16 protein-coding genes and 1 pseudogene are annotated in these 18,831 nt (G+C 60.4%); 9 read left to right on the top strand and 8 right to left on the bottom strand.

Going from position 1 to position 18,831, the window contains the following annotated elements; translation table 11 throughout:
• Window positions 1-386: 386 nt before the first annotated feature.
• Window positions 387-1,223 carry an IS5 family transposase gene (locus YY7_RS0118140; protein ID WP_028164484.1) on the bottom strand — a complete coding sequence of 279 codons (837 nt, stop codon included), beginning with the start codon at window positions 1,221-1,223 and terminating at the stop codon, window positions 387-389.
• A gap of 96 nt (window positions 1,224-1,319) precedes the next feature.
• Between YY7_RS0118140 and YY7_RS0118135 the strand changes: the two genes are divergently transcribed.
• The 3 genes from YY7_RS0118135 to YY7_RS52010 all read left to right on the top strand — a co-directional run bounded on the left by YY7_RS0118135 (window position 1,320) and on the right by YY7_RS52010 (window position 5,673).
• On the top strand, window positions 1,320-4,181 hold the full coding sequence (locus tag YY7_RS0118135) for a winged helix-turn-helix domain-containing protein (RefSeq protein ID WP_028164483.1): 2,862 nt from the start codon (window positions 1,320-1,322) through the stop codon (window positions 4,179-4,181).
• A gap of 351 nt (window positions 4,182-4,532) precedes the next feature.
• On the top strand, window positions 4,533-5,201 hold the full coding sequence (locus YY7_RS0118130; RefSeq protein ID WP_028164482.1) for an alpha/beta fold hydrolase: 669 nt from the start codon (window positions 4,533-4,535) through the stop codon (window positions 5,199-5,201).
• A gap of 250 nt (window positions 5,202-5,451) precedes the next feature.
• Entirely contained in the window at window positions 5,452-5,673 is a 222-nt protein-coding gene (locus YY7_RS52010) for a hypothetical protein (RefSeq protein ID WP_035690408.1), read from the top strand.
• A gap of 375 nt (window positions 5,674-6,048) precedes the next feature.
• Here YY7_RS52010 and YY7_RS0118115 read toward each other — a convergent pair whose 3' ends face one another.
• The 4 genes from YY7_RS0118115 to YY7_RS0118100 form a co-directional block, all read right to left on the bottom strand.
• A complete protein-coding gene (locus YY7_RS0118115) occupies window positions 6,049-6,681 on the bottom strand; it encodes a hypothetical protein (RefSeq protein ID WP_028164481.1) in 633 nt (210 codons plus the stop codon).
• A gap of 8 nt (window positions 6,682-6,689) precedes the next feature.
• Complete coding sequence (locus YY7_RS0118110; RefSeq protein ID WP_028164480.1) at window positions 6,690-8,945, bottom strand: xanthine dehydrogenase family protein molybdopterin-binding subunit; 2,256 nt, start codon at window positions 8,943-8,945, stop codon at window positions 6,690-6,692.
• A 1-nt stretch (window position 8,946) separates the two neighbouring features.
• Complete coding sequence (locus YY7_RS0118105) at window positions 8,947-9,411, bottom strand: (2Fe-2S)-binding protein (RefSeq protein WP_155255225.1); 465 nt, start codon at window positions 9,409-9,411, stop codon at window positions 8,947-8,949.
• Window positions 9,412-9,493: 82 nt separating this feature from the next.
• Window positions 9,494-10,429: a helix-turn-helix domain-containing protein gene (locus tag YY7_RS0118100; protein WP_028164478.1), complete on the bottom strand. Its 936-nt coding sequence runs from the start codon at window positions 10,427-10,429 to the stop codon at window positions 9,494-9,496.
• A gap of 339 nt (window positions 10,430-10,768) precedes the next feature.
• Between YY7_RS0118100 and YY7_RS0118095 the strand changes: the two genes are divergently transcribed.
• The 5 genes from YY7_RS0118095 (at window position 10,769) to YY7_RS63215 (ending at window position 14,903) form a co-directional block, all read left to right on the top strand.
• Entirely contained in the window at window positions 10,769-11,524 is a 756-nt protein-coding gene (locus tag YY7_RS0118095; protein ID WP_028164477.1) for an alpha/beta fold hydrolase, read from the top strand.
• Between the two features lie 55 nt (window positions 11,525-11,579).
• Window positions 11,580-12,593: an aldo/keto reductase gene (locus YY7_RS0118090; RefSeq protein WP_028164476.1), complete on the top strand. Its 1,014-nt coding sequence runs from the start codon at window positions 11,580-11,582 to the stop codon at window positions 12,591-12,593.
• 84 nt (window positions 12,594-12,677) lie between these two features.
• The gene (locus tag YY7_RS0118085) at window positions 12,678-13,526 is read left to right on the top strand and encodes a VOC family protein (protein ID WP_155255224.1); all 849 of its coding nucleotides are present in this window, start codon (window positions 12,678-12,680) and stop codon (window positions 13,524-13,526) included.
• Between the two features lie 76 nt (window positions 13,527-13,602).
• The gene (locus YY7_RS0118080) at window positions 13,603-14,022 is read left to right on the top strand and encodes a putative quinol monooxygenase (RefSeq protein ID WP_028164474.1); all 420 of its coding nucleotides are present in this window, start codon (window positions 13,603-13,605) and stop codon (window positions 14,020-14,022) included.
• A gap of 200 nt (window positions 14,023-14,222) precedes the next feature.
• Entirely contained in the window at window positions 14,223-14,903 is a 681-nt protein-coding gene (locus YY7_RS63215) for a winged helix-turn-helix domain-containing protein (RefSeq protein WP_080663749.1), read from the top strand.
• A gap of 132 nt (window positions 14,904-15,035) precedes the next feature.
• Here YY7_RS63215 and YY7_RS0118070 read toward each other — a convergent pair.
• Window positions 15,036-15,212: pseudogene (locus YY7_RS0118070) on the bottom strand (SOS response-associated peptidase); the annotation flags it as partial.
• A gap of 91 nt (window positions 15,213-15,303) precedes the next feature.
• Here YY7_RS0118070 and YY7_RS52005 point away from each other — a divergent pair.
• Window positions 15,304-15,795, top strand: coding sequence for a WYL domain-containing protein (locus tag YY7_RS52005; RefSeq protein ID WP_196237281.1), 492 nt, complete (start codon window positions 15,304-15,306; stop codon window positions 15,793-15,795).
• Window positions 15,796-15,844: 49 nt separating this feature from the next.
• On the opposite strand, the gene YY7_RS0118060 is transcribed toward YY7_RS52005, so the two are convergent.
• Together YY7_RS0118060 and YY7_RS56605 are read right to left on the bottom strand one after the other, a co-directional pair.
• Complete coding sequence (locus tag YY7_RS0118060; RefSeq protein ID WP_028164471.1) at window positions 15,845-16,099, bottom strand: hypothetical protein; 255 nt, start codon at window positions 16,097-16,099, stop codon at window positions 15,845-15,847.
• A gap of 956 nt (window positions 16,100-17,055) precedes the next feature.
• Window positions 17,056-18,597 (bottom strand): alpha/beta hydrolase, encoded by a 1,542-nt coding sequence (locus tag YY7_RS56605; protein ID WP_051396779.1) that lies wholly within the window; start codon window positions 18,595-18,597, stop codon window positions 17,056-17,058.
• Window positions 18,598-18,831 lie beyond the last annotated feature (234 nt).

The raw sequence follows: 18,831 nt of genomic DNA, 5'->3' as shown, positions 1-18,831 counted from the left end.
GACTGGAGGTATTGCTTCGCTCACTTCGCCCCAGCCGTATCAGCCTTCCCCGAAAGGGTCATCGGGTCGGCCTGCGCATCGTCCTTTTCGAGGCTTGCTCGGCGTTCACTCGCGTTACGGCCTGCACACTCGCGCTGTCACCAATTCGTGACACGCTAATCGAAGGCTTCAGCCACTTCGTTACCTCCATGACTGCTCCGATTGCTTCCGGCTGGAGCGTTTGCCGGGTGGGACTTGCACCCACTGGAAAGCGCCGCCTTGTCACGGCGCACACCCGTAGCGGACTTTGGAGCAAGCAAAGACAAAACAGCGTATATTATATTGTCGATGTGACCGCCCTCTTTTTCTGGCATGCTGTACTTGTTCCGATCTCCTTAGAGTCTGACTCAAAAGGCCTTCTGTGGCCTGGCGAGGCGTCGGGTTAGGAGCCTGAGATGGGCAACGAGAAGCCATGCGACTTCGGCGGCGGAGGAGCCCTCGAAGTCCCTGGCGAGACGACGGCATCTGCCGAGCCAGGCAAAGGTGCGCTCGACCACCCAGCGTCGGGGCAAAAGCTGGAAGCCTTTGACGCCAGGCGGCCGCTGGACGATCTCGATGGTCCATTGGCCGCAATGGGACAGTGCCTCGATCAGTGGTTTGCCGCGATAAACCCGATCAGCAAAGACGTGCTGAAGTCTGGGAAAGCGCTCTCGCAAGCCCTCCAGAAGAGGGACGGCACCATGGACATCTTGAACGTTGGCGGGATGAACGTGGACTGCCAGCAGAAGGCCCTCGGTATCGGTGACGATGTGCCGCTTGCGTCCGTGGAGGCGCTTGCCAGGATCGAAGCCGCGTGGGCCGCCAAACTGCGTCGTCGAAGCGGTTTGACTGTCAATGACGGCAGCCGTCGGGGTCGGCTTGCGCCCAAGTTCCTGCCGCGCTTTGCGCACCAAAGCTCGAACGATCCTGTGCCACCTGCCGCTATCTCGCCACGCATAAAAATAGCCCTGAACCGTCGAGTACGGCGGGAACTCGCTCGGCAGAGCTCGCCACTGGCAGCCGGTGGACAGGATATAGAAAATCGCCTGTACGACCTCGCGCAAATCGACCTGCCGGGGTCGCCCGAGGCGTCGACGGCGCGGCATCTTCCGGGCAATCAGCGCCCACTCCGCATCGGTCAGATCGCTTGCGTAACGCAGTCCTCTGCGCTGATACTGGATACGAGTGATTTCGGTCCACGGCATCGTGCCCTCCCTCGAATCTTCGCAAATCCGAAGGAATCACAGCCTATCGAAATCACTCACTCCTTTTTTCGGTCAGGCTCTTAGAAGGAGCTGTTCGTGACGGGTGACTGCGGAGAACGAACTGCACGATCTTTCGGCTTTGGGCCGTTTCTCCTTCTTCCCGAACGCCAATTGCTACTCAACGGAGAAGTACCAGTCCGGATCGGGGGCCGCGCGCTAGACATCTTGACGGCACTGGTCGAGCGGCCAGGCGAAATTGTGAGCAAGCAGGAGCTGTTCGCGCGTGTCTGGCCGAACACAATTGTCGAAGAAGCAAATCTTAAGGTCAACATGAATGCCCTGCGACGGGCACTCGGCGATGGGCCCGAGCCGGCCAAGTACATCGCGACTGTAACCGGGCGTGGCTACCGATTTATCGCGAAGGTCCAGGCAGCCGAAGGATGGATCTCAGCTGGAGCGGCGACGGGGGGGCAAGGTCTCCCGATGGCAGTAACGCGCATCTTCGGCAGGACGAGTGTTATTGATGCAATTCTGCACGATATAAATGCATCGAAGATCGTATCGGTTGTGGGGACCGGCGGTGTCGGCAAGACGACGGTCGCTGTAGCGGCAGCTCACGAAGCGGCTCGTCGGCGCGCCCACGGTGCTACGTTCGTGGACCTTGCGAAAATCAGCGACCCGCAGTTCGTGCCTACGGCGATCGCCTACGCGCTCGGACTTGGCGTAACGGGCGGGGACCCGCTGTCGAGCGTCCTGCATGCTTTGAAGCTGCAGGAAAAGGTCCTCCTGTTCGACAATTGCGAGCACCTACTTCCTGCCGTCGTTACTGCAGTTGATCGGCTTGCGCGCTACCTCGATGGTGTGCGCATTGTCACAACGAGTCGCGAGCCCCTCGGGCTCAGCGGCGCCGAGCGGATACATCGCATCCGCGGACTAGAATGCGATCCCAGCGAAAGTCCCGCAGCAGACGAGGCTTGCAAGTTTCCCGCGGTCGAGTTGTTTGCCACGCGCGCAACCGAGCGGTCGGGATATCGGCTAACTGATGCCGACGCCCCGGCGGTGGCGGAAATCTGCCGTCGGCTTGATGGCAACGCGCTCGCCATCGAGCTCGCCGCAACACAAACGGCCGCCTTCTCGCCGGCACGCATCCTGCAGATGCTGGACGAGAGTTTCCGCCTCCTCAATCTTGGCCCTCCTGGCGCGCCTCAGAGACAGCAGTCGCTCCTGGCGACACTCGACTGGAGCTACAGCCTCCTTTCCGAGTGTGAGGCCGCATTGCTGTGTGAAATCTCCGTGTTCGCGGGTGTTTTTAGTGTCGATGGGGCAGCCGCCGTGTCGAACGGAAGGCCCGCTGAGGCAATGGATACACTCGCCAAGCTTGCCGCGAAGTCGCTGCTGGCGATGGATACGAATGCCGACTTGGTCACCTACCGCCTCTTGGAAACAACACGCGCCTATTGCGCGGAGCGCCTGCGGATCAGCGGTGAGGATCAGGCGGTCCGCTGCCGTCATGCGGAATATGTATGTGCGGTGCTAGAGCAGGCCGCAAGCGAGTGGTCGCAGCGTCCAGCCCACGAATGGGGCGCCGCCTACCGCCACGTTGTCGACGATCTGCGTGTTGCGCTGGCCTGGGTCGGTCGGGACGAGGCAAATCGGTCACTGCGAATTCGATTGACCGTTGCAGGCCTGCTGCTCTGGAATCATTTTTCGCTCATCCAGGAATGCCACGTCCATGTTTCACGGGCGGTCGAGGAACTCGATGCCGCGGGGCTCGCCGGGACGGCATTCGAGATGAAGTTCAAGCTGTGGCTCGGAGCCTCCACGATGATCACGCGTGGTCTGAAGCCGGCGGCCATGGCTGCCTTGCGGCGAGCATCGGAGATCGCAAATCGGATTGGTGACACCGATTATCGTCATCGTTGCCTGATGTTGATTGCGGCATTTGAACTCTTTACGGGTGAGTACGACTCTGGAATACGCACAATTAAGACGTTCGCCTCGGTAGCCGCAGCGGATGATCCTTCGATTCTTCCCGAAGGCGAAGTTCACTTAGGCATAGCCGATCTCTTTCTCGGTCGTCTTCAAGACGCCCAGCAGCGGCTCGAAACCCTCCAGCAGCGCGATCTACGATATTTTAACCGTTCGTATAGCGTTCGGTACTTGGCCGACATTGTCATTCTGTTGGAATGCGCGCTATCTCAGGTACTGTGGTTGAGGGGCTTGCCAGACTCTGCCAGCCGTACGGCCGTTGCCGCCTTTGAGCGTGCCCGTCCGGGCCACCATCACCTTTCGCTGAATAACGCGCTTACATACTCATGCCCAGTTTTCTATTGGTGCGGGCGTTACGAGGAATGTGATAAATACGTCGAATTGCTCGCCGAACATGTCGAGAGGCAGGGACTAATCACAAGACGGCCGATTGCCAGTTTTTATCGCGCTGCTTTAGCGCACGAGAAAGGCGGCGCTTCGTCGGACACGATTGATTCCCTTAAGGAAGCGATCGAGGAGTTCCGCAATGTTAATTACCTAGTGCGGATGCCCTATTACCTCAGTGTTCTGGCAGATGCTCTTGCCCGTGGTGGACGGCTCGGCGAAGCCGAAACAATAATCCTGACCGCAGTAAATACTGCCCGAGCGCGGAACGAAGGTTGGTGCCTTCCAGAAGTCATTCGCGTTCATGCGTCTATTCTCAAGGCCCGGGGTCAGACAAGTGAAGCTGAGGCAAGCCTCATGGAATCGATCGAGCTTGCCCGGGACATCGGTGCGTTGTCATGGCGTTTGCGCGCAGCGAATGATCTCGCGAAGCTCTGGTGCGCCCGGTCGCGAAGGGATGATGCCCGCAAGATACTGCTGCCGATCTACGACGAATTTACCGAAGGTTTCCAGACGAGGGATCTACTCGTCACAAGCGACCTGCTTGCTAAGCTTGCAAGCTCCGGAGATGGCAGAGCGGCCTAAAAGACCGCATCGATCCGACGTTCAGTTGCTCCTCGCGCCTCCCAGCCGGTGAACACACCGACGCGGCCCTCTAGCTTTCCCATTGTCCGCGTCTGGTTTTGCATCGACCAACCGTGATTGCCTTTTGCGGCTGCCTTTTAACCTAGCGATTTTAACTTCTTTTGACCAGCGGTCGAGCGCCTTCGGTGCTTAAATGGAAGAAAGGAGCAGCGAAAGGGCACCTTACAAGTCCGGTCGGAGTGATCTGAAGGATAGGTGGGGCAAGGGGCCGGAAGGCGCACACGAACGACACACCATCGTTCTCGCAAAATAAGAGCTGACACCAAGGATTAGGCACATGGCAATCAATCCATCGTTCTCGTCCATGGCGCTTTTGCCGACGGTTCTTGCTGGGCAAAAATTATTCCACTGCTCACGATTCGTGGTTTAAAGGCAATCGCGGTTCAAAATCCGCTAAGCTCGTTGGCGGACGATGTCACAGCCGCTTACCGGGTCATCGGAATGCAGGAAGGTCCGGTTCTCCTCGTGGGCCACTCATGGGGCGGCGCCGTCATCACGGAAGCCGGCAACCATCCTCAGGTAAAGGGACTTGTTTACATCGCGGCTGGCGCGCCGGACAACGGTCAGTCGTTCTCCGATTGGTGGAAGGATTATCCGGCAGCGCCAGGCGCGGCCGAGATCAAGCCGTACGGCGATGGTTATGTCGCGTTGACACTCGAGGGTGTTCGCAGGCATTTCGTACAGGATGTCCCGTCAGACGAGGCCGACATCGTGTACGCGACGCAGGGCCCACTTGCGGTGAAGTGCTTCGGTGACAAGATCACCGCGGCCGCATGGCACTCCAAACCGAACTGGTACATTGTCGCAGCGCAGGACGAGACAATTCCTCCCGCTGTAGAGCGCGACTCCGCAAAGCGGATGAAGGCCGAGACTCTCGTGTTGGAAAGTTCGCACGTCCCCATGCTTTCTCAGCCGGACGTCGTGGCGGACTTTACTGCGCGGGCGGCATCGTCTCTTTAGGCCGCAAGACGTCTGGGCGGTCGCTGTTTCTTTCGCTCAAATCGCAGTTGGTGCCGATTACATAATCAGTAAAGGCCGGGGCCAAAACAGCCATCCGGTGGCCTTTTATGGGGACGCGGATACACGGGCGCAAGTTCGGTGGTGGCCCAGGCCGTGTGAAAACTCAGCCTCTGCTGTTATTCTCCAATGAATCGGCGGGGACGAGTGATGGCAGGATTCGTGGAAAGGGATTGATCGCGGGCAGAGCACGTTGTTCCCCGCGCTGCTCGACGACTACATGGCCGAGGACAATCCGGTGCGTGCGGTTGATGTGTTCGTCGACGGGCTCGATCTGGATAGCTCGGCTCTCTCGCAGCTCGAGACCGCCGATCGGCGCGGCGATGCAGTGCCAGAGGCGAAAGTTGCGAGGTTGAAGGACAAGATCGAGAAGCTTAAGGAGGAGACCGCCCAATGCGATCAATGCGACCACTGAGATGGCGCTCACCGTGCTCGCCTACAACATGAAGCGCGTGATGACGATCATGGGCGTAGCCGGATTGCTGGAGGCGATGCGGGCGTGAGGCCGGCAGCGCCTATATGAAGCTCCTGGTTGCCATTGAGATGAGAGGTCGATAAAGCGTTTTGGAGGCGAGCCAACCAGCGAAATCGGGGCTGGCCAAGGCAGCCTTTGAACCCACCGCCGACGCATCAGGGGCCGCTCGGAGCGGCTGTCGTTCACCTTCGTTGTCGGCTCCTAAGCTCAGCGGAAATTCACAGGCTCTGTAGCCTACGTTTTCTTCGCGGCAGCCGGTCCGACGCCATTGAAGGTCTCAGTTCCCCCCGTTTGCCCGCGTTGGCATCGCACTGGTCAGTCGGGGCAAGGCTGTCCGGCCGCCCCCCACATCGCCATGTCCTTGACGTGATCCTCGAAGGTGCCCGGCGGCGTCGAGCGGCCGGCTCCGGGCGCCCAGCCGCGCGGGATGAAGCCGCTCAGCGAGGCATCGTGCCGCAAGTGCCCGACGAGACCGGCGGCGTCGCGACCGCCATTGCGCTTGGGATCTTTCATCTGCGCGCAGATCTCGGCACCGCTCTTGCCGAACCAGATGAAAGCCACCGGGGCGAGCTGCCAGTCGATGCCGGCGCGCGGCGGCGCCGGCGCCGGCTCGTTCGCCTGGGTGGAGGTCATGTGACAGGTCGAGCACGGGATCGCTTCCGTGCCAATGCGGCTCTCGCCGCCGTGGATGTTCATGCCATGCGGGCGGGGCTTGGTTTCGCCGGCCGGCGTCCAGATCGGTATGGCTTTGGCATCGACATGGCAGTTGGCACACCGTGGATGTGTCACGACGGCCTCAATCCGCTTCCACGCCTCCAGTCCCTCGGCGCGGCTGACGCTGCCGGGCGGCAGCACGTCCTTGGCGGCCTCGTCCTTGGCCGCGACGATCCCGGTAAGGGCCGCGACAGCTGAAGCTGCCAAGACGAACACGATCAGAGATCTCTGCATGGCGCGTCTCACACGAAATCGATGAACTTGTTGAAGGGCATTTCGCGGATGCGTCTTCCGGTCGCTGCGAAGATCGCATTGGCGAGCGCAGGCGCCGCGGGAGGGACCGGCGGCTCTCCGACGCCCCTCACCTTCGGATCATTCTCGAGCCCGCGAACTTCGATGACCGGGCATTGGTAGATCCGCATCGCCTCATGGTGATTATAGTTGGTCTGCTGCACGGCGCCCTTGGCGTAGGTGAGCTCGCAATTGATGGCATGGCCAAGACCCCAGACGACCCCGCCCTGGACCTGGTTCTCGAAATTGACGGGATCGACGACCTTGCCGACGTCCACCGCGACCCAGACCTTGTCGATCCTGATGCCGCGGTCCGTCGCCGTCACCTCGACGACCTCGGCGACCGGTGTCCCGAACGACTCGACGAAGGCGACGCCGCGGCCCCTGCCGTTGCCGAGCGGCCCCTTCCAGTCCGACATCTCCGCGACGGTCTCTAGCACCTTGCGATAATGCGGCACGGTGCACATCGCGATGCGCGCCTTCATCGGATCAAGACCCGCCGCGTGGATTAATTCGTCGATGAAGCTCTCGGTGAAGAAACCGGATGTCGAAGCGCCGACCGAGCGCCATGTGGTGCTTGGCGACAAGCCCTGCGCCTCGTAGCTGGTGGCCCGGAAGTTGGGGATGTCGTAGTAGACGTTCCACAGGCCGGCAGCCAATTGTCCGTCGGGATCCTTCGAGGGCGTGCCTGAACGCTCGAGCAGCCCCTTGAGCGGCGCCGTCGAGGCCAGTTGCAGGTCGGCAGCGACAATCTTGCTCCTGTCGACGCTGCCGCGGTGCCGCGCGAGTGCGATCTGCCGCGGAATGTCCTGGAGGAAATCCTCTTCGCGCGAGAACACAAGCTTGATCGGCGTGCCCTTCATCTGATTGGCGATCTCGGCGAGCACGCGGACGTTCTCATACTCCAGACGGTGTCCAAAGCTTCCGCCGGTCCACTGATTATGGAAGGTGATCTGTTCCGGCTTGAGGCCGATTGCGGTCGCGGCGACATATTGTACGAAGCGTGGGCTCTGATGGCCAACCCAGATCTCCATGCCCTTGTCGGTGACGAGACCGATCCCGTTCAGCGGCTCGAGCGGCTGATGCGCCACATAGGGTGCGCGATATTCGGCTTGGACGAGCCTGCCGGTCTTCAGACCGGTGTCGATATCGCCGATCTTCCGCCACTCCTTGCCGAGGAACTCAGGCTTGAACGACGATTCCAGAACCTTCCAATGGTCGGCCTGCTCGGCGGGATAGACCGAAGGCGCCCACTCGCAAGCGATGGCGTCGACCGCCTTCATCGCGTACCAGCTGTTCGTGGCGATCACCGCGACGCCGTTGTTGATTTCGAGGATCTTCTTGACCCCCGGCATCGACTGCGCCTTGCTGGCGTCGTACGATTTCAGCGGCTGCCCCTTGCTGGGGTTCAGCTTGACGGAAGCGTAGAGCATGCCGTCCGTTTTCAGGTCGATGCCGAACTTCAGCTCGCCCATCACCTTCGCGCGGACGTCGAGCCGCATCATCGGTTTGCCGAGCATACGCCAGTTAGACGGATCGCGCGGCTGCGCATCGAGCACCGGCGGAATTTTCGATGCCTCCGCCGCGAGTGCGACATAGGCGATCTTGGTCCCGTTGGGCAGGATCACGTGGCCTGATTGAGTCCGAAGGTCGGCCATCGCGACACCCGAACGTTTGGCCGCAGCCGCCTTGAGCGTCTCGCGCGCGACCGCACCGGCAACACGCAGCTTGTGATACGTGTCCGGAATCGTGCTCGATCCACCCGTCATTTGCAGGCCGGACTTGCGCAACCATTCGAGCGTGGCCGCGCGCGCTTCCTCCGCAGCCGGGCTTTGATCCGCGGCCACGAACGGCGCGAACTCGTCGGCGAAACCGGTGTTGAAATAGGCGGGGCTTGGATCAGCGAACCGGATCTCGAACTGGCCGGGGTCGAGGTCCATCTCTTCGGCGATCATGATCGGCTGCACCGAGCCGACACCCTGGCCGATATCGGCGTGTTGCGCGATCAGCGTGATCTTTTCGGGGCTGATCTCGACCCATGGATTGAAGGTCACCGAATTCGGGCCGAGGCCGGCGGCCAGCGGATTGCCATCAGCGCTCGGCGCGGCCGCTTCGGCCCGACTATAGGCACCGAAAGCGATGCCTCCGGCGACGGCGGCAGAGCCGAAAACGAAAGCCCGACGCGAAAAGGCGTGCATGTGGCTCATCTCACTTCTCCGCCATCTTGTTGGCCGCAGCCGCATGGATCGCCGCACGAATCCGCGGATAGGTGCCGCAGCGACAGAGATTGCCGGACATCACCTGATTGATCTGCTCGTCCGTCGGTTGGGGGATCGATGCAAGAAGCGAGATGGCCTGCATGATCTGGCCGGTCTGGCAGTAGCCGCATTGCGGCACCTGATGCGCGATCCAGGCCTGCAGGACTGGATTTTGGTCCTTGTTGTGCAGGCCTTCGAGCGTGACGACCGATTTGCCTGCGACCTCGCCGATATGGGACTGGCAGGACCGCACCGCCTTGCCGTCAATGTGAACGGTGCAGGCACCGCATTGCGCGACCCCGCAGCCGTATTTGGCACTGGTGACGCCGAGCTCGTCACGCAGCACCCACAACAGAGGCATCTCGGGAACGACGTCGACCTGGCGCTTGATCCCGTTCACCGTCAGCTCGATCATGTCGATATATCCTCTCGCCTATCTGGTCGCTGCAACAGCACTGCCCGATGCACGGTGAGCCGTATTCCCGAATCCTGCTGGATCATGCGCAATCCGTGCGGAATGGCTTTTCGACGCGATCGGATTTCAGCTCGGCCTGGCCGCAGCACAATTCGCGATACTGTCCCGGCGTGAGATTTGCGGCCTTGCGGAATACGCGCGTGAAATTGGCCTGCGAGCCGAAACCGAACTCCAGGGCAATCTCGACCAGCGACAGGCGATCACGCGCGAGCTCCTGTCGCGCGGCGTGGACGCGGCGATCGGTGACGTAACGGTGCGGTGACAGTCCGGTCGCTTCGCGAAACAGACGGGAGAAATGATAGGGGCTGAGGCAGGCCTGAGCCGCCAGATCCTCGAGCCTGACATCGTTGCCGAGAGAAGCGTCGATATAGTCCAGCACGCGCTGGAGACGCCGCGGGTCGAGCGCCGGCGACTTGTCGGGCGCGCGCCAACGGTCGATCGTGTAATTCCCCAGAAGATGCGCCGCGAGGGCGACCTGGATCCCCTCGACGAACAGCGAGTCGGTCGGCTGGCGCGGGCGATGGAGCAGATCGCGAAGCGGCGAGCAGATGTGGAAGAGCACCTGGTCGGCCAGACCGTGAGCGTAGGCGATCTCGACCTTTGCCGGATCGATGTCGAAATCCGCAAGTGCGCTGTGATCGAGCAGCGCCGGCGGCAGATAGAGATGAAGACATTCCATCCGGTCGGAAAGCTCGAGATGGCTCTCCTGCGTCCCCACGGGCACGAGATAACTCATCCCCGGCCGGGCGAGGCTTTTCTGGACTTCGCCGTTGCCGACGCGGCACACCATCCCGCCGCCCGACAGCAGCATGACGAGCTCGGTGCAGATGGGAACGGGCGTTGCCTGACGGCCCGCCTCGAACTTGCGATGCTCGATGCTCAGCCCCGGCCAATCATTGGCCTCCGCGAGCTTCTCGCTGTTCTTGTACTTCTGATCTCCATGCGTCGCGAGCGCCATCACGACCTCCGCTTCGTTGCGGCGAATCCCGGCCCCGTATCGCGCGAGCGATCATTCCATCCGGTGGTGAATTGCAGCCCCGGTCGCTGCCACGCCGATTGCGAATTACTCACAAGCTGCGTCAGCGAAGTCCAGAGGCGGCGCGGTTAAAAGAGGTAAAAGCCAGCTAACGCAAAGGCTTACAGCGGTACGCATTCGGCTTCGAAAAGCTGATCTCGTGGCGCCTGAGCAAGATGCGTGCGTCATCGCGCAGGAATCGGAAATACCGCAATGCGGGCACGCGCTAGTGAAAGGCGCGCATCAACGGCAATGTCGCCGTATCGAGGATAGGAGCCTGGTATGAAGCCGCTTGTCGCCGCGCTTGCTACATTGTCGATCGCAACCGCCATCCCCGCGGTCGCGGCCGAGAGGACCGTGTCGATTGTTCTGGTGCACGGCGCCTTCGTCGATGGCTCGGGCTGGAAGGACACCTACGACATCCTCTCGGACGCGGGATATGAGGTGCTCGTCGTCCAGCAACCGACGATCACGCTTCGAGACGACGTCGCGGAGACCGAGCGCGTGATCGCCAAGGCGCGGCATCCGGTCATTCTCGTCGGGCATTCCTATGGTGGAATGGTCATCACGGAAGCCGGCGACAATCCGAAGGTTCGCAGCCTCGTCTATCTCGCGGCATTTGCTCCCGACGCGGGAGAGTCCGTCAGCACGCTGGCGGACGCCCCAGTGCCCGCCGGCGAGCACAAAGCTCCGCTGGTCACCGAGGGCAATTATCTCCTCGTCGACCGCGCAAAATTCCCCACCTCTTTCGCGGCCGATGTCGACGCGGCCACGACCCGCTTCATGAGCGCCAGGCAACTGCCCTGGGGATTGCAGGCGGTGCAGACGAAGGTCGATCGCGTGGCGTGGAAGGCGAAGCCGACCTATTACATGGTGACGAGCGAGGATCACATGATCCCGCCGACGGCACAGCGCACGATGGCCAAGCGCTCGGGCGCGAAGGTGGCGGAGCTGAAAAGCAGCCACGCGGTGATGCCGTCGCATCCGCGCGAAGTCGCGGCGTTCATCAGAAGCGCAGATCCATCCGCGACCGAGTGAGATCGGCCGCGCCGCACACGGACGGACTCGCCTGTCGGAGACAAGGACTCGCAACATGGCCCTCAAGGATATTCTGCCGGGAAAACTGGGGTTCGGCGCAGCGCCGCTCGGAAACATGTTCCGCGACATCCCGGAGCGGGAAGCGCTCGCGACGGTGAATGCAGCCTGGGAGGACGGCATCCGTTATTTCGACACCGCGCCGTTCTATGGCGCAGGGCTTGCCGAGATCCGCATCGGCGCCGCGCTCGCCGGCCGGCCGCGGAGCGACTATGTCGTCAGTACCAAGGTCGGCCGCCTTATCCTGGACGAGATCGAGGATGTCGATGCCCGCGACCTCGGCGAGAAAGGCGGCGTCTTCAGATACGGACGCCCGAACAGGATCGTGAACGACTATTCCCGGGACGGAACGTTGCGCTCGATCGAGGACAGTCTGAAGCGGCTCGCTACCTCCCACATCGACGTCGCTTTCGTGCACGACGTTGCACAGGATTTCTACGGCGACGAGTGGCTCTCGGTGTTCGAAAGCGCCCGCAAGGGCGCCTTTAGAGCGCTCGACCGGCTGCGCGACGAGGGCGTGATCAAGGCGTGGGGACTCGGTGTCAACCGGGTCGAGCCGATCGAGCTGCTGCTCGCGCTGGACGAGCCGCGACCCGACGGCTTCCTGCTCGCGGGCCGATACACGCTGCTCGACCACGCAAGGGCGCTGCAGCGGGTGATGCCGGTGGTCGCGGAGCATGAGCTCGCGATCGTCCTCGGCGGCCCCTACAGTTCTGGCGCGCTCGTTGGCGGTCCGAACTTCGAATATGCGCCGGCGCCTCCCGAAATCCTCAAGAAGGTGGCGCGGATCAAAGCGATCGCAGACCGCTATGGCATCGGCATGAAAGCGGCCGGCCTGCAGTTCGCGCTCGCCAATCCGGTGGTCGCAGCCGTCATCCCCGGCGCGAGCCGCCCGGGCCGCATCGCCGAGGATCGCGCTGCGCTCGAGGAAGCCATCCCGGCGGACTTCTGGCGCGAGCTCCGCTCCGAGGGGCTAGTCAGCCCTGCAGCTCCGCTTCCCGCCGCCGATTGAAAGCCCGAGGGCGCACCCCGGCCGAGCACTGCTCCGGCGGCCAGGACAACGCAGACCATGCACCGAAAGACCAAGGAGAGCGACATGACAGATGAAGCCGACAACGCCACCGACATGGGTCGCCGCGCCTTGCTCCAGACAGCCGGCGCAGCCGTCGTCACGGGCCTCGCCGGCGCGGCAACCGACGCGCGGGCCGCGGCACCGGATGCCGACGGCATGTCGTCAGCGGAGCGCGACGAGGCGCCGCTCGGCGCGCGGCTCCAGGGCGTCCAGCATTTCGGGCTGACGGTCCAGAACATGGAACGGGCTTACCAGTTCTACACGGAGGTGCTTGGCGGCACCGAGGTGTTCCGGCACGGCGACTTCGAGGGCGACGGGGTGCAGAACACGCTGCTGGCAGACCAGGAGATCGAGGCGCACGCACGCGGCGTCAATCCGCGAACCATCGGCGTGCCCGACTTGCGAAGCGGAGCACAGCGGCTCGATGTCCGCTTCATCCAGTTCGACAACATGGTGCTGGAATTGCTGCAATATCGCGAGGCTGATCAGCCCATGGGCAGCGCGAAGAGTTTCGCCGAACCGGTGGAGCACATGAGCCCTGCCTTTCCGCGCATGATGCACATCTGCTTCTATGTTCGCGACGATGTCGACTTCAACAAGTTCATTGTCGATCTCGAAGCGGAATCGGCACGCTGCGGCATGACGCAGGTGAGAGCGAACCGCACCGTCCGCGTCACGACGGAAGCGGATCGCAAGGCCGCGCCCCGCAGCACCAACACGAACCGGGTGACCGCTGAACCCTCGAACGGCTGGGAGCTGATCTACTGCAAGGGACCGGAGGGCGAGCAGCTCGAGTTCGTCAAGGCGCTCGGTCCCGTCAAGAAGCGCTTCAGCGAGGCCTTGGCAAAACGGCAACAGAAGATCGTGCGCTAGACCCTCGTGCAGCGGGGCGGCTGTCAGTGCCTTAGCTGGTCACCCGGCGATACAATCACATGTCAAGGGCGTCACCATGCAAACTCTCGTCCGCAACTCGCTTGCCGCCCTGCTGATCGCCTCTACGGCGCCGGCGACACTTCCGGCCGTGGCTCAGGAAGCGCCGCGCGTGCACTATCAGGAGATTCCGGAGGGTGCATATTCCGTGGTGGCGCAGGTGCGTGCCAAGCCCGGAAAAGAAGACATGCTGCGCGCCGCCACCTTGCCGCTGATCGACCTGGTCCGCAGCGATCCCAAGAACCTGGTCTATTTCCTTCAGGAAGACCGCGCCAAGCCCGGCCACTTCGTCTTTTACGAAATGTTTGCCAGCCAGGCCGATTTCGACGCACACAACGCGATGCCTTATGTGAAGGATTGGTTCGCCAAGCTTCCGGAACTTGCCGACGGCGGCGTCGAAGTCATGCGCATGACCATGCTTGGCAAGCCCCAAAAATAGCCGAACCGTCCCGCGCGAGCGTTTTGTCGCAATCGGCCTGCTCTCTTCAGAAATTTTGCAGTGCATGATAGTTACAGCCGATCGGTTTGATCGATTGGCAATGATCAATGCGGGCTGCCACGGAGACACGACAACGGGGCACAGACCGGCGGGAACTCACGTACTGCCTCGGCCCTTTTCGACTGGTTCTCCGCCGCCAGTTGCTCCTTCTCAAAGAGCGACCCGTCAAGCTGGGTGGACGCGCATTCGAGCTTCTGCAACTGCTGGTGCAGCGCCGCGGCGAGCTGGTCAGCAAGAACGAGCTGATGGCGGCAGCCTGGCCGGGCACCTTTCTCCACGACGGAACGGTACCCAAGACACTCGCACCGAACCTGGCGCTCATACGCGCGCGAATCAGAGAAAAGCCAACCGATACGGTCTTTCTTTCGAAAGAAATGGAGGACACGCTGATCCATTTCTCGCATGCCCGCAAACTGCAACGGAACAAAGCCGCTGAGCCGATGCATGCCGCGAAGCAGATGCGAGAGTATCTGGAGAGTTTGAAGCTGGGAGGCGTTTCTGACGTACACGACTACTACAGTCAGCTCTGTTCAATCACCCACCCGTCGGCGGAGACTGTCATGATTTGGTTCGAGGGCGAGAAAGACGGTGATCAAGTCGTCTGGCGGCGCACGAATGATACGCACCGGGACAGGATCGACCGGTTTCTCCTCGGTTGGAAGCAGACCAACGAACTTGTGGTTGCCGCTGCCTTTATGCCTGCCTTGACGAGCCTGCGCATGCTCCACAAGCTTGATTTCCTTCCCAAGATTCCCAGCCTCAAGTCGCTTCCTTTGGAAATGCCGGTGTGGAAGGAGTTCGAGCGTCATCTAAGACGGTAATAGTTCGGACTTCCGATGCGGGCATCCAGGATCAGGCAGAAGTGCCTGAGGGTCACCAGCGGGAATTCTCAATCGATCAAAGTATGTCAGCTTCGCCCTTAGAAGGCGACGTCGCTTGTTTCGGTTTTTATTCTAGGTGGGTAGGGCAGGATCTTCCTTCACGCCGCGCGCGACGTTTCGGAGCGCTCCGTCAGGCAACGGTCGCTGCAGCTTCAGCGCCTCGTCGGCGGGCGCCGTCATCCAGGCCTCGACCTCGTCGGGTGTCGTTAGGATCACCGGCATCGCCTTGGGGTAGCTGGCGCCGACCTCGACAGCATCGAAAGCCTTCCGCAACCAAAGGTGCGGAGGGGGAAGGTAGCTCGATGATGTCGGAATAGATGCATCCCTATCGATCGAACGGGTGTCGCGACCGCACCATTACGTCGATCCAGACCGGGTCAGGCCGCTCCTTGCGGCGGTGGCGCTCAGGGAATCCTGTAAACTCCATTATCAGTCGATGACAAGTTCATCGGCCGTCGAACGGGTCGTCTGCTCGCACGCGTTGGTCAAGGCGGCGGGACGCTGGCACGTCAGGGCTTTCGACTTTGTCCGGAAGCGGTTCATCGATTTCTCGCTGTCGCGCGTGCTGAGATCCGAGGCCTTACCATCGCAAGCTCCTGTACCAGCGGATCTCGATGACGATTGGCATGCGATTGTCTCCGTGGAGTTCGTTCCACATCCAAAACTTTCAGCCACACAAAGACAAATCATCGGGCACGAATTCCGGATGGACGACGGCCAGCTGATCGTCCAGATCCGGCGAGCCCTACTGTTCTATCTTTTGGACGAAATGCGTTTGCTCGTTGCCATTCGACGGGGGAAAAGGACGCTGCGGACGTCCCGATCTGGGTAAGAAATGTCCGGCACGTGGCATCCGAACTTGCGAAGATGGATGCCGAATACTAGAGTTTCACTTCGCCGCTCCAGCCACCACCACCCAGCGGACTCGTGGTCCGGGCGTCAAGAAGGCCAAAACGGAGCGGCTCGAGATCGAGGCTACCGAGAGGCCCGAACGTCGCCTGATAGACCTTCAGGCGCAGAACAACGAAGCTCGGGCACGAGGCGTTGCCGTTGACAAATTGGTACCCCTCAGCCGTCGGCAACGGATCTTTGGCTATTTCGGGACATTTGGCATGAGACGCATCGAGCGATGGCATGCCTCTCTTGCCGGTATTGAGACGCCTGTCACTCCGATCATCGAGCCGGCTGACAACGCCTGAGCCGTGGCGGCGAAAACGATCGGCGTGTGACGGAATATGCGCTGTGTCCCGTTCTGCTGCGCAGTCAGTTCACATGGCGTTCGCCTTGCTCGCCGGCAACGATCTGGACATAGACGTCAATCCGCGTTCAAATATTGCAGGCCGAATGACAATCCGTCGCCACGCGGCGTTCCTCGGTCGGCGCGCTTCGCGCTTTTCGGCCTTGGGACAGACCCTAATCCTATCGCCGCAGATCCCAAATCCTCGTTTCCATCGGAAAAAGGACTTTGCGCCAAAGCGTTTCAAGTTCAAAAGGGCGAATTCAGACGAATACAGCCCGATTCGATGACTGCCTTTCGCGCCGATGCGGTTTAACGGGCCTCAGAAGCCCGTAGACGCGCCTTCGAAGATCCCGCTGTGGGGGACCTCGATGAATTTCTAACGCGCCAGAGGCCGTCTAAACAGATCGCGTTTCTGCCGCCTATTTTCCTGATTCAAAAGACAATCTTATGAGGTGCAAATGGTAGCGAAGAACCATCGGTCAAATTGCACGTGACCCTCTTATGAAGGGAGACAGTTCGAAATCATTGAGTTTTTTCGCCTCGCGTTGCGCACTTATGAGGTGCGCGACAGAGTTTCAAGAACTCGCTGGGACTCAATTAAACGTCAAAATACCCCAAAAGGGGGAAGCAGGTGCGCCATGTCAGAGACGAGGGAAATCTTTGAACCCATCCGCGACATGGTCCCGGACGTTGCGAAGTGGTGGGCTGAGCGTCCCAAAAGACGTACGGCCATGCATCGACCGGCGGCTTCTTCGCGTTTCATCGGTCAGCCGGAAACTCGTCACTAAGCAATATGAGACTTTTTCGACAGCATCGGCCCATTGAAGCTAGCGTTTGAAGCTAGCGTTCCACCTAAGGAGCGTACCGGAAATAGATGGCTTTTTGGGGAGGCTCAGGATAGCCGCGAATTTCGGCTAGCCTCGGTGGTGGAGCGCCTGTTTCAAGAAGAATTTTGAGATCGTTCAAAACGTTTCGTGTTGTAGCGAACGCGTTATGATTGAGCCCAAACAGCTCATCACCGATAGCGCTTACGTCGATTGTCGAGACCGATGCGACAACGATCGGTCCCGACGCGGGTACATCCCCAGCACGCGGAATATTTCCAGCAACTCGTTTCGAGAGCAGCAGAGCTTTATCTTTTGCGGATGCGTAGAGGGTTAGGCCTTTGGCGACTGTTGCCACCTTCGGGATAGCTTGGACAAACATGTCGCGATCAACATCGGGAGCTGCCATAATGAGTTGAGCGACGTCTGGCCGCGATCGTGTCGCCGCGCTATTGGCTAGCGCGTCCACAGCAATCAAGTTGCCCATGCTGTGAGCGAGAACGTCTATTTGGTCAAATCCAGCTTTCCGTAAGTCGGCTACAACGTGGAGCAACGCGTCACGTGAGCCTAGGGCGCTATCCTTGTCATACAGATAGTCGGCTATTTCCCCGCGAGACGGCCATGAGAACAGAACTGCTGTGTCCTGGTACTGAAGATCCCAGACTATTTGCGCTGTGCGAAATGCGGCATCCCGGAACTTCGTGTTGAATCCATGGACAAATATTAGCGCTCTCTTTTTCTTGGTTGAGGAAAGTGATTTGATCCACTGATCTTCGCTCGTTTTTGCGATGCTGCGTATCGTGAAGTGCATAGATGGATTGGGGCTGTCAGTTCTAAGTGTGAATCCAAAAATTTTGACGCTCGAAGGCAGCTCTAGTTTCCCGATCCGATGCCCCTCCGGCACGCGAACCCTAGCTGCGCCGAAACTGAGGCTCGCATTGCGTTCGCCCGTGTAGTCACCGACGACTGTCCAACCGTTTGCGCCTAGAACGAGAGCCCTATTGCCCTTAGAGTCCGACCTAGGACTTCTTTCTAAAGATACGGGCTGATCCGATTCTTTACGGTTGGTCGCATAGAAAAATTCTACAATGTTCGGTTGGTTCGACGGCGTGTCAATGTCGATGAAACCTATCGTCCCTGTTCGGGGCGCAGGCGGCCGAATTCGGAATGGTTCCTCCCATTCTTCGTCAGCTGCTAAGGTCACCGGTCTGTAATGGCGAACAGAAATTTCGTTGATTGACCTGTCGTCTATAGAAAAGTGCCAGTAGCTCTCGTAACGAGTGTGCTGGATCAAAAACGTCGCGCCCGTTTCGCCACGCCGCAGCTTTGCCTCGGTCGCTGACAAACAACCGTCCAGCCTTTCGGAGAAACTGCTATAGGTCTCGATGAACTTTTTGCTGGCCTCCGGCGTAACAATCGCTGGCATTCGATCGGCCGCTCGATTTGAGAAAGCTTCGCAAATCTGAAGGACGATTTTTTCGTCAATGGCCGGTTGCGCTAAGCAACTCCCGAAGCTCATCGCGAAAGCAAAGGACCAAACAGCAAAGCATATTGACCAACACTGGGGCATGGCACTCCCCCGAAATGTCTTTGAAAAGCTCAGCTTGATACAGGCTGCGTGTTTTGGCAATCCGAAGTTATACAGATCTCTGCATCGGGTAGTGAACCTTACTTCCCGAGCGCACGCCAAGGGCCCGCTCCCACCCCCGACCCAAGCCTATTGCCTTGTGAGGCGATGAGCCATCGACCTAAAGGACGAAGCCCGTCCAAGCCGATGCGGAGTGCGCGCGCGGCTCAGTCCGCT

Source organism: Bradyrhizobium elkanii WSM2783, from assembly GCF_000472865.1.
Lineage (GTDB): Bacteria > Pseudomonadota > Alphaproteobacteria > Rhizobiales > Xanthobacteraceae > Bradyrhizobium > Bradyrhizobium elkanii_A.
Note: the sequence above shows the minus strand (reverse complement) of the source record. Positions and strands in the feature narration are given on the sequence as shown.

Bases quoted from the DNA above. Each gene is read 5' to 3' on its own strand.
- YY7_RS0118080 (WP_028164474.1), top strand. From the start codon at position 13,603: ATGCAAACTCTCGTCCGCAACTCGCTTGCCGCCCTGCTGATCGCCTCT.
- YY7_RS0118105 (WP_155255225.1), bottom strand. From the start codon at position 9,411: ATGATCGAGCTGACGGTGAACGGGATCAAGCGCCAGGTCGACGTCGTT.
- YY7_RS0118110 (WP_028164480.1), bottom strand. From the start codon at position 8,945: ATGAGCCACATGCACGCCTTTTCGCGTCGGGCTTTCGTTTTCGGCTCT.
- YY7_RS0118060 (WP_028164471.1), bottom strand. From the start codon at position 16,099: ATGCCATCGCTCGATGCGTCTCATGCCAAATGTCCCGAAATAGCCAAA.
- YY7_RS0118115 (WP_028164481.1), bottom strand. From the start codon at position 6,681: ATGCAGAGATCTCTGATCGTGTTCGTCTTGGCAGCTTCAGCTGTCGCG.
- YY7_RS0118085 (WP_155255224.1), top strand. From the start codon at position 12,678: ATGACAGATGAAGCCGACAACGCCACCGACATGGGTCGCCGCGCCTTG.
- YY7_RS56605 (WP_051396779.1), bottom strand. From the start codon at position 18,597: ATGCCCCAGTGTTGGTCAATATGCTTTGCTGTTTGGTCCTTTGCTTTC.
- YY7_RS0118140 (WP_028164484.1), bottom strand. From the start codon at position 1,223: ATGCCGTGGACCGAAATCACTCGTATCCAGTATCAGCGCAGAGGACTG.
- YY7_RS0118095 (WP_028164477.1), top strand. From the start codon at position 10,769: ATGAAGCCGCTTGTCGCCGCGCTTGCTACATTGTCGATCGCAACCGCC.
- YY7_RS0118100 (WP_028164478.1), bottom strand. From the start codon at position 10,429: ATGGCGCTCGCGACGCATGGAGATCAGAAGTACAAGAACAGCGAGAAG.
- YY7_RS0118090 (WP_028164476.1), top strand. From the start codon at position 11,580: ATGGCCCTCAAGGATATTCTGCCGGGAAAACTGGGGTTCGGCGCAGCG.